Here is a 14,924-nt window from a genome sequence, read left to right as displayed (position 1 = left end):
TTCATTATCAAATTTTTAGTTCTACTTATTTATAACCATATATTCATAACAATTTATCTATAACAACAATCGAGACCTGATTATGAACAAGCAAACCTTTACCGGCACTCAAAATTATATCGCCACAGACGATTTACAACTGGCAGTGAATGCGGCCATGACATTACAAAAGCCGCTCCTTATCAAAGGTGAACCTGGTACGGGCAAAACCTTACTTGCCGAAGAGGTTGCTGAGAGTCTAGGGATGCCACTGATTACGTGGCACATCAAGTCGACGACTAAAGCCGAGCAGGGTTTATACGAGTACGATGCGGTATCGCGCCTACGTGACTCGCAGTTGGGTGATGACAAGGTTTATGAGATTGGCAATTACATCAAGCCGGGCAAGCTGTGGGATGCCTTCACTAGCACCGAGCGCAGCGTACTACTAATCGATGAGATCGATAAAGCCGATATCGAGTTCCCTAATGACTTGCTGCATGAGCTCGATAAGATGTCGTTTTATGTGTATGAGACGGGCGAGACCATTACCGCCGCGCAGCGTCCAGTAGTAATCATTACATCAAACAATGAAAAAGAGCTGCCCGATGCGTTTTTGCGTCGTTGCTTCTTCCATTACATCGACTTTCCAGAAGAGCAAACCATGCGCCAAATCATAGAGGTGCATTTCCCCGATATTCAGGAAAAATTGGTCAACGACGCGTTGGATATATTCTACAAGCTGCGCAATATCCAAGGCCTTAAAAAACCACCATCAACGTCTGAATTGGTCGATTGGTTGACGTTATTGCTCGCTGATGACATGGCGCAGGATGAGTTAGAAGAAAACTTACGCGGCGAAAAATCCATTCCGCCATTATACGGTGCATTGCTGAAAAACGAAGCCGATGTGAATTTACTACAGCGTTTTGCCAATATGATGCGTCGTTAAGCGCGTCTAAGTGTTCAGTGCTTTTTTTGTTTTACGTCAATCAGTGGTGCGTCTCTTATGTTCATAAAACTATTCTATACCTTGCGGACTTACGGCGTACCAGTCAGTACGCGTGAGCTGCTTGATCTTAATGCCGCGTTAGATAAGGGCCTGATGATGCAGCCGCATCCTGAAGATCCAGCACTGGCGACTTTTGCGAGCCGTGAGGATATGTATCGGCTGATTCGGCTGTGCATGGTCAAAGACGAGCGCCATTTTGATAAATTTGATCGGGCAATGGCAGACTATTTTGAAGGGGTGGATAGCCTTGATATGGATGCGCTGTTGGCTAAGCTGACCGATGTGCCTAAAGAATGGCTCGATCTAAAGCTCGATCCAAAAAACTTAACCGAAGAGCAAAGACGCCTGCTCAAAAAATACGGCTCGCTTGAGGAGCTGATGAAAGCGTTAGAGGAGCGGTTACAAGAGCAAAAAGAGCGTCACCAAGGTGGTAGTAAATGGGTGGGGACAGGTGGCACCTCGCCATTTGGTGCTTATGGCGACCATCCAGAAGGGGTGCGCGTCGGCGGTGAATCGCGTAAACGTAGCGCGGCGAAAGTCTGGGAGCAGCGTAAATATCGCAATCTTGATGATGATAATCAACTTGGTACCCGCCAAATCCAAATGGCACTACGCAACCTACGTCAGTTTGCGCGCACAGGCAGCGCTGACGAGCTCGATATTCATGAGACCATTAAACGTACTGCCAAAAAGGGCGTGCTTGACATACATATGCAAGCCGAGCGCCGCAACCGTGTCAAAGTATTAATGCTATTTGACGTAGGCGGTAGTATGGATATCCATGTTGAAGCACTTGAGAAATTGTTCTCTGCGGCAAAGAATGAATTTAAAACATTAGAGTTCTTTTATTTTCATAACTGCCTATATGACTATGTATGGAAAGACAATAATCGTCGCCATAGCGCACTGATGCCAACGTTTGAGCTACTCAATAAATATGGGCGCGAGTATCGCGTCATCTTCGTCGGTGATGCATCGATGTCGCCCTATGAGCTGATGACCGTGGGCGGTAGTGTCGAGTATATGAACAATGAAGCCGGTATTGTATGGCTAAGGCGTGTACTTGATCATTTTGATAAAGTGGCGTGGCTCAATCCTGAAACCCCAAGCTATTGGCAGTACACGCAAACCATCGTTGAGATCAAAAAGCTATTCGAAGATAAGATGTATCCGATGACCTTGCATGGTGTTGAGGAAATGACCCAGTACATGGCGCGGTAGTATTAGTCTACATTGGACGAGTAATATGAAAAAAGCACTTAAGACGATGTGATCGTTTTAAGTGCTTTTTTATGTTAATTTAAATGCTTTTTTATGTTAAGTAGTGCCAATTTTGAGAAGGCATATTAGTGACAAATGCTATGGTGACGATAGATGCTAGCTTTTGTTTTCAACCAGTCCAATCATTACGCCCATCTCTTTTTTGTCTTGCTTATCGATACTGGGTGCATACAGTGCTGAGGCAATGCCGCCATCCAAAAACAGCGCATTTGGACAATCTAACTCGTCTTTGAATAGAGTCGCAAACTGATAAAACGTCACAGGCTCATCTGTATTGACGAATTGTATGCTGCCATCGTCACAAATGCCTGCACCATTACGCAGTTTGATGGAGGTACTATCAGGATTGAACTCGGGATGTATCTCATCATTGATGACTAGCATAGGACCAGATTGCGTCGCATACCAAGGCTGTGCGTTGCCATTGTTTATCTGTTCATCTAAAGCGTGGCTTTCGGTGATTTGTACGTGACCAGTTTTGTCCCACCACATAACGCCATTGGGTAATAAATGAAAATTGCCACCACCTTCTTTTAGATTGAGCGATTTGACTTCTTTGCCTTTGATGACGGTGTAACCAATTGGTGCATAGTTTTCGTTGTACATTCCTGCATTCATGGCAAAGTTTAGAGTTTCAGTCTTTGGTAAAGTAGATAGCAACGTATCAAAGGTTAGTAGTGATTGGTCATTAGAGGCTTGCCAAAACAGCTGCAGTGAATAACGATCGCTTGTTAATCCACTTGCATCCACGCGGCACACGCTATAAGTAAATGGCGAGTCTTTTGTCTGACATGACCAGTTGTCTGTGTCGCTATTGACAGTCTCAGTATTGGTCTGCTGGCAAGCGCTAAGGCCAAGCGCAAGCACTATCAATGATAACAATAAGGTCAAAATGGAGGTTGGCATCAATCACACGTCTTTTAACATAGTGGTATTTGTGGTTTGCTACTGATTCATATATAAATCTTGGGTACTCGCTTTTAGTCGCTACTGGGCGGATAGTCACGGAAGGTGTTATTCACATTGCCGATGAGCTGCCCGCCATCGGTTGTGATCGTATGATCGGTGCTGTAGGGGGAGCTGTATCCAGCGCGATGTTCGGTTGGTGCGCCAGTCTCTTTACCTTTATCACGAGAGTCTTTGTTATAAGCAATGAGCGCATCATTATTGGCTAAGAAACTATCAGGATTGGCCATCACCCACATTTGATTGAAAATATCCGCACGCGCGCTATTATCAAGTAATGCGCCCTTATCCGTAAAGTAGAAAAACTTAGACAGTAGCTTAATCTGCCCGTCATCTAGACGGCGGGCGATATGATAAGGTTGTAGCTGACTCGGATGCTGTAAGCCCACCGCGCCGACGATACTGGCCAATGATTTGAGTGTGTTTTTATGGAAGCTTGCCACACGCTCTGCTTTGCTAGGGACATCGAGCGCCTTTTGACGGTAAGGGTCTTGGGTAGCGACGCCCGTTGGGCACGTATTGGTATGGCAAGAGCGCGACTGAATACAACCAACCGCAAACATAAAGCCACGCGCCGAGTTACACCAATCGGCACCTAGCGCAATCATCCGTGCAATATCAAACCCTGAGACAATCTTGCCACTGACGCCAAGTCTGATCTTGTCACGAATGCCTGCACCGACCAAAGTATTGTGAACAAGCAAAAACCCTTCGACCATCGGCATGCCGACATTGTCCATAAACTCAACAGGCGCCGCACCTGTACCGCCTTCGGCACCATCAATAACAATAAAATCAGGATAGTTGTCCGTCTCGATCATGGCTTTGACAATCGCCATAAACTGCCAAGGCTGACCCACGCATAGCTTGAAGCCAACAGGCTTGCCACCAGATAATTCGCGTAGCTGCTGCCAAAAGGCGACAAGCTCACGCGGTGTACTAAACGCGGTGTGCGAAGCGGGCGAAATACAGTCTTGACCCGTCGGCACTTGGCGAGTATCGGCAATCTCTTGAGTGATTTTGCTCGATGGCAACACGCCGCCTTTACCCGGTTTGGCACCTTGCGACAGCTTGATCTCGATCATTTTGACTTGTGGATCGACAGCTTTTTCGGCGAAAGACTGTGGGTCAAAATTGCCTTCGGCATCACGGCAGCCAAAATACCCTGTACCTAACTCCCAAATCAGATCACCACCGAACTTACGATGATAAGGGCTGATCGCGCCTTCGCCCGTATCATGTGTAAATCCGCCTATTTTTGCGCCTTGATTGAGTGCCATAATGGCGTTTGCGGACAGACTGCCAAAACTCATCGCGGAGATGTTGAATACCGACATATCATGCGGCTGCTTACAACGCTCGCCGCCAACAGTGATACGAAAGTCTTTGTTTTCTAACGGCTGGCTAACGGCGGATTGCAAAAACCATTCTTTACCATGAGTATAAAGATTGTCTAGCGTACCAAACGCATTGGTATCGCTGACGTTCTTTGCCCGCTGATACACTAGCGCGCGCTGCTGGCGTGAAAATGGCACCTGCTCTTTGTCATCTTCAAGCAAATACTGACGAATCTCAGGACGAAAATCCTCTAGTACGTAGCGTATATGTCCTGCTATCGGGTAGTTTTTTAGCACTGAATGCTTGGACTGAATCAGATCATAAATACCGAGTCCTACGCCAAAACCTCCAATCACAATTAGCCAACCGTGCATCAGCAGCAATCCGGCTAATAATAGACAAATGGCTGCACCCAGTGTGCTATAGCGCAGCAGCAGCCCGACAAAATACGGCGAGCTGGTTTTGGGTTCAGGGTTCAGATTGGTACGGGATTCAGGCATAACGAGGCTCAACAGTCACTGTAAATATAGATAATACGTTCAAATTTGTCGCGTACATCATACACTGATGCTATCGCCAAGTCGGTATCATTGGGTAACAGTATACTAATGCTGGCAAATTTTAGCAGGTGATTCTGACTAATATTTGCTCATCCTCTATAGCATCAAACGTGATCGCAACGGGTAAAAACTGCTCAATGAGCCATGCTTGGGTTTTGCTATGCTCGCTAATAACCCGCGCGCTAAACGCACCGCCGCCTGCTAAGGCTAACGGTAATAGCAGCTGATCGGTCAAATATTCATCAATCAGCGCATCGGTGTCAAACAAATAACGCTTTACTAAGCCTGACAAACGACCACCTATCTTTTCTGCTGAGCTGCGTTTTTCTCCTAGTAATGTAAATATTTCAGAGTGATATTCTTTGTGATTTTGGATACTAATACTCTCGTGAGTGACTTTTGCATAGCAGGTATTGCCTTCACCAATGCCGTATAATTTATTACCGCGTGTTGTGATAAGCGCCTCATCCATACCCGCTTCAATCAACGCGGCTTTGGCGCTGGCAAGCTCACGCAGGCAGATATCGTATTCTAGATTGAGCACGCTTGCGACCAGCTCCGTGCTGACAAGCTTACCGCGTTCCGTGAGGTCTAATCGTGAAGCATTAGCACGGCGCACAAATGGCGCAACAGTTGCTTTAATCGCGCCGCCGCCGATAGGGGCAAAGCCCGCTTGCACGCACTCAATCTCGACCTGCATGCCGAGCTTGGCAAGTAGCGGCACAAAGGCGTGCTGCAAAAAGTCGGTGGTTGGCGCTAACGGATTGTGCGTGCCGCCTATGATGGTAACGGTGGACTTGTTGCTTGAGTCAGCATTGGCAAAGAGTAGGGCAGGCAGTAGCGTCTGTAACACCAGACTGGTACTGCCTGCCGAGCCGATATCGAAGGTATAATCGCCCGCTTGCACGGTGCTTGGCGTAAAGGTGAACGCCATACTACCTAAATGAGCGCCCGATACGCTAGCGTTTGATATCTGTTGTGACGCTTGTACACACATCAAATGCTGACGCATCAATCCGGGTTTGGCGCGTCCAGCACGAATATTGGTGATTTCAATCGGTGTGCCTGTGAGCATCGATAATGACAGTGCCGTACGAATGATTTGTCCACCGCCTTCGCCTGTGCTGCCGTCGATTTTTAGGGCTTTACGTGTTGATGCTGGCATGATAAATGTCTTTATGATTTGTAAGACTATTGATTGGTAGTGTCGTTAATGGGCATAATAAAATGCTTCCCAATACTTTTCGGGTCGCATTTAAAATAAGATTGAAACCGACTGTCAGTGTCTGGTGGTAAGGTCTAAATGGTGCATTGTGCCAAGTGCCATGTGCGGGGCATAAGTGGTAAAAAATGCGCCTGCCCACAACGCGTAGCAGCCACGACAGTATATTTTCAACCCCCTGCTGTGGGTCGCGGGGTCTGACACTCGCCCAGTCGATTTCAAAAGGGTGGTCTGTCCATTATCAGACAGACAAAGCTAAAAAAGGTTTAATGAGCTAGGTAAGCGCCTAGTCCACAAGGTCAATTTGCCAGTTGTTGGCTTGAATGACAATGTTAAGCTGACGTAGCTTCATGGCAATATCGTCCGCCTGCTTTTGCAATGCGCCGACCGAGACCATCACTTGCCATTTAATCTCACGCGGGCTATAGCGATCGACCTCGGTTTCGGTCGCGGCTATCGACTCGGTCAATAGCTTGTGGCGCATCTCAAGGGTGTCGCGCTCAACGAGCAGCGCCAGCATCGATTGATTGTTGTCCGTCAGCGCCACCGCGTTGGTACGCTGGATACGGGCGATAAGCGCGGACAGCTCGGTAATCAGCTGGCTTGCGTCCATCAATAGCTGATTGGGGTCTTTGCTTGGCGTATCGCCATCTTGGACTTTTACATTGCTGCGAATGCGTCCTTTGATTTGCGCCAGCTTTTTTTGCATATCACTGCGGATAAGTAGGGCTTCTGCGAGTTTCATTTTAGTTTTCCTTAAATTCTATTTTTCATTCTAATGAAATGTTTCATAAATGAAGAGGTTATTTCAAGGATAAACTCAACTTCTTCTTCGATAACTTGAGAGTCATGTTTGACGTAATCGTTTTGATACTTAGTAAAATAATCAATTAGCTTTACAAACATATTTACTAGTTCTCGGGAGCCATTATTCCTCTTAATAAATGTACCAATATCAGTAAGCTGATTTTCTAAAGACTTGGAATTTCCTAGTATTTCTTTTACTAATAGCTCTAACGATAGTCGAAGGTCATCTAACAAGTTTCTCTCAAATATATTTCCTTTATATTTTTCTAAAGCATAGTTATATTGTTCTAGGGATTTAGTATAGTCATCTAACCAAAATCTAGTTTCATCTACTAAAATTTCATTGACCGTGTCTATGTCAGTATTCAAACCTTTAAAGCGTGTCAACAGCTTGATCTTAAGATCTCTAACTTCAGGTAAGTCTTTAATTTCCGGATGCTCGCAAAGTTCTTTTATGATTTTAAATTGTTGTTTAGGGTTAAACGAGCTTAAGTTTTTCTTTAAGGCATACCTTTTATTAGGTGTGGATACTGTAAAGGGATAACTTGTATAAGGAATATCAGTGTTATAGTCAACTGCGTATGCTGCAAATAAACTAGCAATTTTAGAGCCTGATAAGCCTTTCTCGGTGCTACCTAGAATATCACCTGCTGTTTCAATAAATGTCTGGGGAATCATATTTAGCCTTATTTTTTGGATTAATTAATATAGGTTAAAGTAATATAATTAACTGATTTTTTTAAATATTTTGGTTTAACCCTTCACACAAACCACTTGCCGCAAGGTATGTACCACTTCCACCAAGTCACTTTGTGCGCTCATCACGTCTTCAATATTTTTGTACGCCGCTGGGATTTCGTCAATCACGTTTGCGTCTTTACGACATTCTACGCCTTTGGTTTGGGCGATTTGGTCATCAATAGTAAAGACTTTTTTCGCCTCAGTGCGTGACATCACGCGACCTGCGCCATGCGAGCAAGAGCAAAACGATTCTTCGTTGCCTTTACCTTTGACGATAAAGGATTTTGCGCCCATCGACCCTGGGATGATGCCGTATTCGCCGACGCGTGCGCGCACTGCGCCTTTACGCGTGACAAAGACTTCCTCGCCGTAGTGCTCTTCTTTTGCCACATAGTTGTGGTGACAGTTGACCGCTTTTACCGCAGCATCGAACGGTTTTGGCACGATGGTGCGTAGCGCTTGGATGGCTTTTTCCATCATGATTTCGCGGTTTTTAAAGGCAAAGCGCTGCGCCCAGCCAACCGCAAACCAATAATCGTCAAAATGTTCAGTCCCCTCAGCAAAATACGCCAAATCTTTATCAGGCAGGTTAATAAACCATTTGCGCATGTCCTCACGCGCCAGCTCAATAAAGTAGCGCCCGATGGCATTGCCCACGCCGCGTGAGCCTGAATGCAGCATAATCCACACCTGATTGGTCTCATCAAGGCACACCTCAACAAAGTGATTGCCTGTACCCAGAGTGCCCAAATGCTTTAGATTGTTGGTGTTTTTTAGTTTGGGATGCTTTTGGGTCAGATAATTAAAATCATCGACCAGCGTACCCCAGCCATTCATCACGGTATCATCAGGGTTCGCCCACGCGCCCACGTCACGGCGCGAGCCGCGACCGCGTGTCTTGCTGCGTCCATGCGGAATGGCTTTTTCCAGCTCGGTGCGCAGACCGTGCAGGTTGTCGGGCAAATCATCTGCGGACAGCGTGGTCTGCACCGCCATCATGCCGCAGCCGATATCCACGCCGACCGCTGCTGGGATAATCGCTTCTTTGGTCGGCAGCACCGTACCGATGGTCGCACCGATACCGACATGGACATCAGGCATCACCGCGAGCCACTTATAAATAAAGGGCATCTGTGAGGCTTTAATCAGCTGGTCGTGGGCTTTTGGGTCGACAGGCACGCCTTTGGTCCATAGGCGGATAGGGGTGCCACCGTCTTGAATGATATTGTGATTGATAGGCTGCATAGTGTCTCCTTAGTTTTTTATAAAAATGTTCTATCTGTACTTTATATACTGCTAAGGGTGTGCCAGTTTTTGGGAAAGATAGTTTTTATTTTTATAAGCATTTGATATTGAATAATAAAAAACATTTTAAATTCTTTTTTTATAAAAAAATGGACTTTAATCAAGTAAATAAAGATATAATTTATTCTATAAATATAGCTTTTATTCTATAAAGGAATTGTGTGTAATGGTGAAGGTTCAATATAAAACAAAGCATAACGTTGTCTCTAACAAACGCTTATTCAGCATGGCGATTTTACTAGGCGTGAGCATCAGCAGTTGTTTTGCTGCGCCGTCTTTGGCATCGCTACGCGGCAATTATCAGACCTCGATACAAGTTGCGCCCACCATGCAAATGCCATTGCCCAAGCCGCCCGCAGCCCTATTTGACAGCGTGCGCTATGACAGTGACGGCATGTCGCTCGCCGCCTTTGTCACGCCCGATCCAAACGATGGCGACAAGCATCCTGCTATCGTTTGGATAACGGGCGGTGAGTCCAACACGCTGGCGGACTTTTGGCGCAAAGGCTCAAGGCAAAATGACCAAACCGCCAGCCCATATCGTGATGCTGGCGTGATCATGATGTTTCCCACCTTGCGCGGTGGCAATGACAATGCGGGCAATATCGAAGTGAATTATGGTGAAGTCGATGATGTCATCGCGGCGGCAGAATATTTGGCGACCCTGCCATATGTCGATAGCAGCCGTATCTATTTGGGCGGGCACAGTACGGGCGGCTCGCTCGCGCTATTGGTCAGTGAGGTGGCGAGCAGCACGCATCCTGAGTTGTTTAAAGAAGTGATTAGCTTTGGCGCTACGCAAGAGACGATGTTTTTGCAAGAGGTTGACTTTACTGGTGATGAGCAACGCGAAATGGATTTGCGTGCGCCTGCAAACTGGACGAATGATATTCGCATGCCGACGTGGATTATTGAGGGCAAGCGTGACGGTAACTATCGCGACCTAAAGCCGATGTGTGATAAGAACAAAAGCCCCATGCTGCACTGTGCGTTTATTGCACGGCACGAGCACTTTAGCGTGCTGTATCCGTTGAATCGTCACCTTGCGCAGCAGATTATGGCAGACGAGCCGTTGTCTATTGACAGTATGAAGTCGTGGGCAATCAAAAAGTAACATCAAAACCAATAAGCCAAGCGCATTATTATGAGTAAAAGCAACATGATTAAATGTCATAAAACCGCCGTTATCGGCTTTCTCGGTACGACCTTGGACAACGGCTTTAATGACAAACGTTGGCAGCGCTGGCGGCCGAGCGTCAGCCTGTGCCTGCATGATGACCTGCTGGTCGATGAGCTGCATATCCTCTATAGCAAGCGCGACAAGCGACTGTTCAACGTCATCGTTGATGATGTGGCGCAGGTCAGCGCCAATACCAAAGTCATTGGGCATCGGGTGACGCTGGCGAGTCCGTGGGATTTTGCCGATGTCTATGCTGAGCTGTATGACTTTGTCACAGGCTTCGCCTTTCGTGAAGACACAGACTATCTGCTGCATCTGACCACAGGGACGCATGTGGCGCAGATTTGCTGGTTTTTGCTGGTTGAGGCGGGGTTTTTGCCTGCCGATTTGATTCAGACCTCGCCGTGTCCCAAGCCTGACCAATACGACCCACAAGGGCGCTATCAAGTCATTGATTTGGACGTGTCGCGTTATGACAGTTTGCGCGCGCGTTTTGAGGCCGAAAAAGCCCAGCATTGGCAAACCTTACAAGCCAATCTTGTTACCCAAAACGCCGCCTATCAACAGCTGATTGCTGATATTGAAAAAGTCGCCACGCGCTCCAACGCGCCGATTTTATTGATGGGCGCGACAGGGGCGGGCAAGTCGCAACTGGCAACGCAAATCTATACGCTCAAGAAAAACAAAGCCAACAACAAACAGGCACTCGGCGCGTTCGTCGAAGTCAACTGCGCCACCTTGCGCGGCGATACGGCAATGAGCGTGCTGTTTGGTCATGTCAAAGGCGCGTTTACGGGCGCGGCGTCGAGCCGTGAGGGGCTACTCAAATCAGCGGACGGTGGCTTGCTGTTTTTGGATGAAATCGGCGAGCTGGGGCTGGACGAACAGGCGATGCTCTTGACTGCGCTTGAGGCGCAGCGCTTTTATCCGCTCGGTAGCGATACGCCCATTGATGTGTCGTTTCAGCTGATGGCAGGGACGAATAAGGATTTGCGCCAAGCGGTCGCGGACGGCGAATTTCGTGCCGACTTGTTTGCGCGTCTGAACACGTGGACGTTTTTTTTACCGTCGTTAAAAGACCGTATCGAGGACTTACCCGCCAATATTGATTACGAGCTGGCGCGTCTGGGCAGCGAGCAGCAGTACCAGTACCGCTTTGAGCCTGAGGCGCGTGCGTACTTTGAAGACTTTGCCATGAGTTCTGAGGCGACGTGGCAGGGCAACTTTCGTGATTTAAGCGCCAGTATGACGCGCTTAACGACATTGTGCGAGGGCAAAGTGATTCGTATGCCCGATGTTAAGGCAGAAATCACCCGCCTTAAGCATCTGTGGGCATTACCTAGTAGCGCGCAACATCAAGTGGACAAGGCGGATACGCCCAGCCTAACTGAGCAGCAAGCGCACGCAGATACGGTGCTGAGCCGCCATCTATCAAGCGACGACAAAGACGCGCTCGACCCGTTTGATGCGGTGCAGCTGGCGTATGTGATTGAGGTCTGCTATCAGCACAGCAGCCAAGCGGCGGCAGGGCGCTATCTGTATGCCAACTCCAGAAACCAGCTAAAAAGTAACAATGACAGCGACCGACTGCGGAAGTATCTGCTAAAGTTTGGGCTGAGGTTTGATGGATTAAAACGATAATATTAAAAAGGAGAGGATATGAATAACACAGGATTTGTCGCAGGAACGCTCGTTCATACGGATAAAGGGTTAGTGCCGATTCAGGATATCAAAGTGGGCGATCTTATTTTATCAAAGCCTGTACTCTCTAAGCCCGAAGGTGGGGTCGGTGATATAGAGTACAAACCCGTACTTAGCACCTTTAAATCACCCAATAAGAAACGCATCTTTAAAGTTGAGTATTTTAATGAGACCGCTGATGCGCGAGGAGAAGAGGGTAGCAATTATATCTTATGCACCAGCAATCACCCATTTTGGGTAAAAAGAAATCCTGAAGATTTAGAGGGTGAGTGGTTATCGGCGGAGCGCTTGCCAGCTGGATATCTAACCTCTGCTCATGGTGATACGATTGCGCTTGATGATTACTCGTTCATCCCTGTGCGTACCTTGCCGAACTTCCCTGAAGGTATAGCTTATACTCAAAGTATTGAGGAACATGACTTATGGGAGACAGACGGTCTGGTTCAGTTTGTGAGATTTACGGATGATGGCTACCAGTTTGTCAGTTTAGCCAATACAGAAGAAGCGTTCAAAGAAGAGATCAAAACCGTTAATATGCAAACTTCCGATGCCAAGTTGGTTATTAATGAAAGGGCACCTTTTATTGTAGACCCTGAGCTTTATAAAACATTGAATGTGAGGTTTAGTCAAGATAAAGATCCTGCTACACACACAATTGGTAAGTTTATAAAAGAAATGTATTCGCCTTTAATTTTTGATGGAAGGGTAGTCAAGGATAACAGTATTGGTGATGAAAAGTTATTTGAAAAGGCTCTAGCTAACATTGAAAGATATGGTAATGCAACAGGATTGTTAGAGAGCAGTATTCACGAGCAGATGCAACGCTATAACGATGTCTGTCCTAACCCTTATGAGGATCATGTCTATAATATAGAAGTGGCAGATCATCATACATATTTTGTTGGACACGATGCGGTGTGTGTAAACGCTACAAACTCGTAGGCATCATCCATGCTAACCTAACCCAAAACCACAATAACAATAATAATAGGAAAACGCATGCCCACCGACACCCGCCCGATTCTCGTCTTTGATGTTAATGAAACCTTGCTCGATATCAGTACCCTTACGCCTTTATTTAGCCGCCTTTTTAATGATGGCAGCATACTGCGCGAATGGTTCGCCCAGCTGGTGCTGTACTCGCAAACCCTGACCTTATCAGGACTGTATACGCCGTTTGGTGAGATTGGGGTCGGCGCGCTGCGGATGGTTGCTGATATTCATGGCGTTGAGATTGCCGATGCCGATATTGACGAGCTAAAGACGCGCATGGGCAAGATGCCCGCGTATGCCGATGTCGTGCCCGCGCTGACGCTGCTTAAGGAGGCAGGCTTTCGACTGGTGACCTTGACCAATTCAGAGTCCAGCGAGTCACCGCCACCGCTAGAAAAGGCGGGGTTGAGCGAATTTTTTGAGCGCTCATTTCATATTGAGGCGGTGCGTCAGTTTAAACCCGCACCTGCGACTTACAATCTGGTCGCCGAGGCACTGTCTGTGCCTACATCCGAGCTGTGTTTGGTCGCTTGCCATCTGTGGGATACGATAGGCGCGCAGGCAGCAGGCTGTCAGGGCGCGTTTTTATTGCGTCCGCACAATGCGTTATTGCCCGCCAACAACGTACCAACGCCCGATTATATGGCGGATGACTTACGCACATTAGCGCAGCAAATCATTGCGCAAAACACCGACTCATAACGCCCAAAAAGAAACATCAAACAAGCCATCCAAACAGGTGGCTTTTTTATATCTGATAAAACAGTTGGGTGTGAGGCCGCTTATAAAACTAGTGCTTTAGCAGTAGTAGGCTTCTTTGTCTTTTAGCGCGTCTTGCAAATAAGCAACCAGTTGTTTGAGCTTTTGGTCAGGCTGGCGCGCTTTGGGATACACCGCGTACATACCCATGCGCTTGCGCGTGAAGGGCTGCAAAATCTGCGTGAGGCGCTGCTCTTGTAACGCGTTATAGACCAAGGCTTGCGGCAAAAAAGCAATGCCCAAATCACTAAGCGCGGCGTGCTTGATAGCGCTTAAATGATTGCTATAAAAGCGTCCATAGACAGGCAACAGCAGCTCAGCACCATCCTCATATAACGGCCACAAGTCGCTACTGGTGTTATCAAATTTATAAATCAGGCAATCATGATTTTGCAGTTGGGCGGGGGTTTGCGGCGTACCATATTTGTTGAGGTAATTTTGGGTGGCGCAAATCACCCATTGACTGTCTATCAGGCGTTTGACAATCAAGGAGGAGTCTTCAAGCTCCGCCGTTCGGATGGCCAAATCAAAGCCATCTTCGACCAAATCAATCAAACGGTTGGTGATGTATAGCTCTACGGTTATCTCAGGATATTTTTTACAAAATTCAGCGATAGCCGTGCTGAGTAGTAAGTCAGAAGAGACCACAGGGGCGGTGACGCGGATATAGCCTTTCATGTTTTCGCCGTAGCCTGTGACAGCATTTTCCGCTTCTTGAAAGGCAAGCTGAGCCAATTTGGCTTTGTGATACAGCGTTCGGCCGGCATCGGTCAAGCTGAGTTTTCGGGTGGTTCGGTAGAGCAGTTGTGCATTTAAGTTGGCTTCTAGGCGCGCGATACGTTTGCTCACTACAGAATTGGTCAGCGCCAGTTTGTCAGCAACTTTGGAAAAAGAGCCTTCATCGACTACCAAAACAAACAAAACCATGTCATCAGCTTTAATCATACCGATTCTCTAATCAGGGTAATATATTTCGTATTATAGCAAAAAAGGAAAATAACCTTGTCTGATCATGCTGTTTATCTTTGCACTTGTAAAGCGTAGAGTGTGTGAATTCTACCCTAAGCACAATGAGGCTGT

13 protein-coding genes are annotated in these 14,924 nt (G+C 47.1%); 6 read left to right on the top strand and 7 right to left on the bottom strand.

Annotated features, from left to right (window positions below):
* Positions 1 to 82 precede the first annotated feature (82 nt).
* Positions 83 to 931 (top strand): AAA family ATPase, encoded by an 849-nt coding sequence (locus CUR83_RS09115; protein WP_071001877.1) that lies wholly within the window; start codon positions 83 to 85, stop codon positions 929 to 931.
* A gap of 57 nt (positions 932 to 988) precedes the next feature.
* Positions 989 to 2,212 (top strand): vWA domain-containing protein, encoded by a 1,224-nt coding sequence (locus tag CUR83_RS09110; RefSeq protein WP_071001876.1) that lies wholly within the window; start codon positions 989 to 991, stop codon positions 2,210 to 2,212.
* Positions 2,213 to 2,368: 156 nt separating this feature from the next.
* On the opposite strand, the gene CUR83_RS09105 is transcribed toward CUR83_RS09110, so the two are convergent.
* From CUR83_RS09105 to CUR83_RS09080, 6 genes are all read right to left on the bottom strand, one after another.
* Positions 2,369 to 3,178, bottom strand: a complete 810-nt coding sequence (locus CUR83_RS09105; protein WP_071001875.1) for a phosphodiester glycosidase family protein — start codon at positions 3,176 to 3,178, stop codon at positions 2,369 to 2,371.
* Between the two features lie 74 nt (positions 3,179 to 3,252).
* Positions 3,253 to 5,076: an FMN-binding glutamate synthase family protein gene (locus tag CUR83_RS09100; RefSeq protein WP_093068160.1), complete on the bottom strand. Its 1,824-nt coding sequence runs from the start codon at positions 5,074 to 5,076 to the stop codon at positions 3,253 to 3,255.
* 121 nt (positions 5,077 to 5,197) lie between these two features.
* Positions 5,198 to 6,301 carry an RNA 3'-terminal phosphate cyclase gene (rtcA, locus tag CUR83_RS09095; protein WP_093068163.1) on the bottom strand — a complete coding sequence of 368 codons (1,104 nt, stop codon included), beginning with the start codon at positions 6,299 to 6,301 and terminating at the stop codon, positions 5,198 to 5,200.
* Between the two features lie 343 nt (positions 6,302 to 6,644).
* Positions 6,645 to 7,103: a DIP1984 family protein gene (locus CUR83_RS09090; RefSeq protein WP_284719517.1), complete on the bottom strand. Its 459-nt coding sequence runs from the start codon at positions 7,101 to 7,103 to the stop codon at positions 6,645 to 6,647.
* 11 nt (positions 7,104 to 7,114) lie between these two features.
* A complete protein-coding gene (locus CUR83_RS09085; protein ID WP_071001871.1) occupies positions 7,115 to 7,843 on the bottom strand; it encodes a hypothetical protein in 729 nt (242 codons plus the stop codon).
* Positions 7,844 to 7,918: 75 nt separating this feature from the next.
* Positions 7,919 to 9,151, bottom strand: a complete 1,233-nt coding sequence (locus tag CUR83_RS09080; protein WP_071001870.1) for an RtcB family protein — start codon at positions 9,149 to 9,151, stop codon at positions 7,919 to 7,921.
* A 286-nt stretch (positions 9,152 to 9,437) separates the two neighbouring features.
* On the opposite strand from CUR83_RS09080, the gene CUR83_RS09075 reads away from it, so the two are divergent.
* The 4 genes from CUR83_RS09075 to CUR83_RS09060 are packed head-to-tail and all read left to right on the top strand — an operon-like array spanning position 9,438 to position 13,787.
* Positions 9,438 to 10,325: an alpha/beta hydrolase family protein gene (locus CUR83_RS09075; RefSeq protein ID WP_284719516.1), complete on the top strand. Its 888-nt coding sequence runs from the start codon at positions 9,438 to 9,440 to the stop codon at positions 10,323 to 10,325.
* Between the two features lie 45 nt (positions 10,326 to 10,370).
* Entirely contained in the window at positions 10,371 to 12,032 is a 1,662-nt protein-coding gene (rtcR, locus tag CUR83_RS09070; RefSeq protein ID WP_071001868.1) for an RNA repair transcriptional activator RtcR, read from the top strand.
* Between the two features lie 18 nt (positions 12,033 to 12,050).
* Positions 12,051 to 13,034, top strand: coding sequence for a Hint domain-containing protein (locus tag CUR83_RS09065; RefSeq protein WP_284719515.1), 984 nt, complete (start codon positions 12,051 to 12,053; stop codon positions 13,032 to 13,034).
* A gap of 57 nt (positions 13,035 to 13,091) precedes the next feature.
* Entirely contained in the window at positions 13,092 to 13,787 is a 696-nt protein-coding gene (locus CUR83_RS09060) for a haloacid dehalogenase type II (protein ID WP_071001863.1), read from the top strand.
* Between the two features lie 96 nt (positions 13,788 to 13,883).
* Here CUR83_RS09060 and CUR83_RS09055 read toward each other — a convergent pair whose 3' ends face one another.
* Entirely contained in the window at positions 13,884 to 14,789 is a 906-nt protein-coding gene (locus CUR83_RS09055; RefSeq protein ID WP_083328836.1) for a LysR family transcriptional regulator, read from the bottom strand.
* Positions 14,790 to 14,924: the final 135 nt, after the last annotated feature.

Source organism: Psychrobacter pocilloporae, from assembly GCF_029872915.1.
GTDB lineage: Bacteria > Pseudomonadota > Gammaproteobacteria > Pseudomonadales > Moraxellaceae > Psychrobacter > Psychrobacter pacificensis.
The sequence above is the reverse complement of the archived record's forward strand: the minus strand, read 5'-3'. Positions and strand labels throughout refer to the sequence as shown.

What these genes read in the sequence shown, in the direction of transcription:
- CUR83_RS09090 (WP_284719517.1), bottom strand. Translation starts at nt 7,103, where the DNA reads ATGAAACTCGCAGAAGCCCTACTTATCCGCAGTGATATGCAAAAAAAG.
- CUR83_RS09075 (WP_284719516.1), top strand. Translation starts at nt 9,438, where the DNA reads ATGGCGATTTTACTAGGCGTGAGCATCAGCAGTTGTTTTGCTGCGCCG.
- CUR83_RS09055 (WP_083328836.1), bottom strand. Translation starts at nt 14,789, where the DNA reads ATGATTAAAGCTGATGACATGGTTTTGTTTGTTTTGGTAGTCGATGAA.
- rtcA (WP_093068163.1), bottom strand. Translation starts at nt 6,301, where the DNA reads ATGCCAGCATCAACACGTAAAGCCCTAAAAATCGACGGCAGCACAGGC.
- CUR83_RS09080 (WP_071001870.1), bottom strand. Translation starts at nt 9,151, where the DNA reads ATGCAGCCTATCAATCACAATATCATTCAAGACGGTGGCACCCCTATC.
- CUR83_RS09085 (WP_071001871.1), bottom strand. Translation starts at nt 7,843, where the DNA reads ATGATTCCCCAGACATTTATTGAAACAGCAGGTGATATTCTAGGTAGC.
- CUR83_RS09105 (WP_071001875.1), bottom strand. Translation starts at nt 3,178, where the DNA reads ATGCCAACCTCCATTTTGACCTTATTGTTATCATTGATAGTGCTTGCG.
- CUR83_RS09110 (WP_071001876.1), top strand. Translation starts at nt 989, where the DNA reads ATGTTCATAAAACTATTCTATACCTTGCGGACTTACGGCGTACCAGTC.
- CUR83_RS09065 (WP_284719515.1), top strand. Translation starts at nt 12,051, where the DNA reads ATGAATAACACAGGATTTGTCGCAGGAACGCTCGTTCATACGGATAAA.
- CUR83_RS09060 (WP_071001863.1), top strand. Translation starts at nt 13,092, where the DNA reads ATGCCCACCGACACCCGCCCGATTCTCGTCTTTGATGTTAATGAAACC.
- CUR83_RS09100 (WP_093068160.1), bottom strand. Translation starts at nt 5,076, where the DNA reads ATGCCTGAATCCCGTACCAATCTGAACCCTGAACCCAAAACCAGCTCG.
- rtcR (WP_071001868.1), top strand. Translation starts at nt 10,371, where the DNA reads ATGATTAAATGTCATAAAACCGCCGTTATCGGCTTTCTCGGTACGACC.
- CUR83_RS09115 (WP_071001877.1), top strand. Translation starts at nt 83, where the DNA reads ATGAACAAGCAAACCTTTACCGGCACTCAAAATTATATCGCCACAGAC.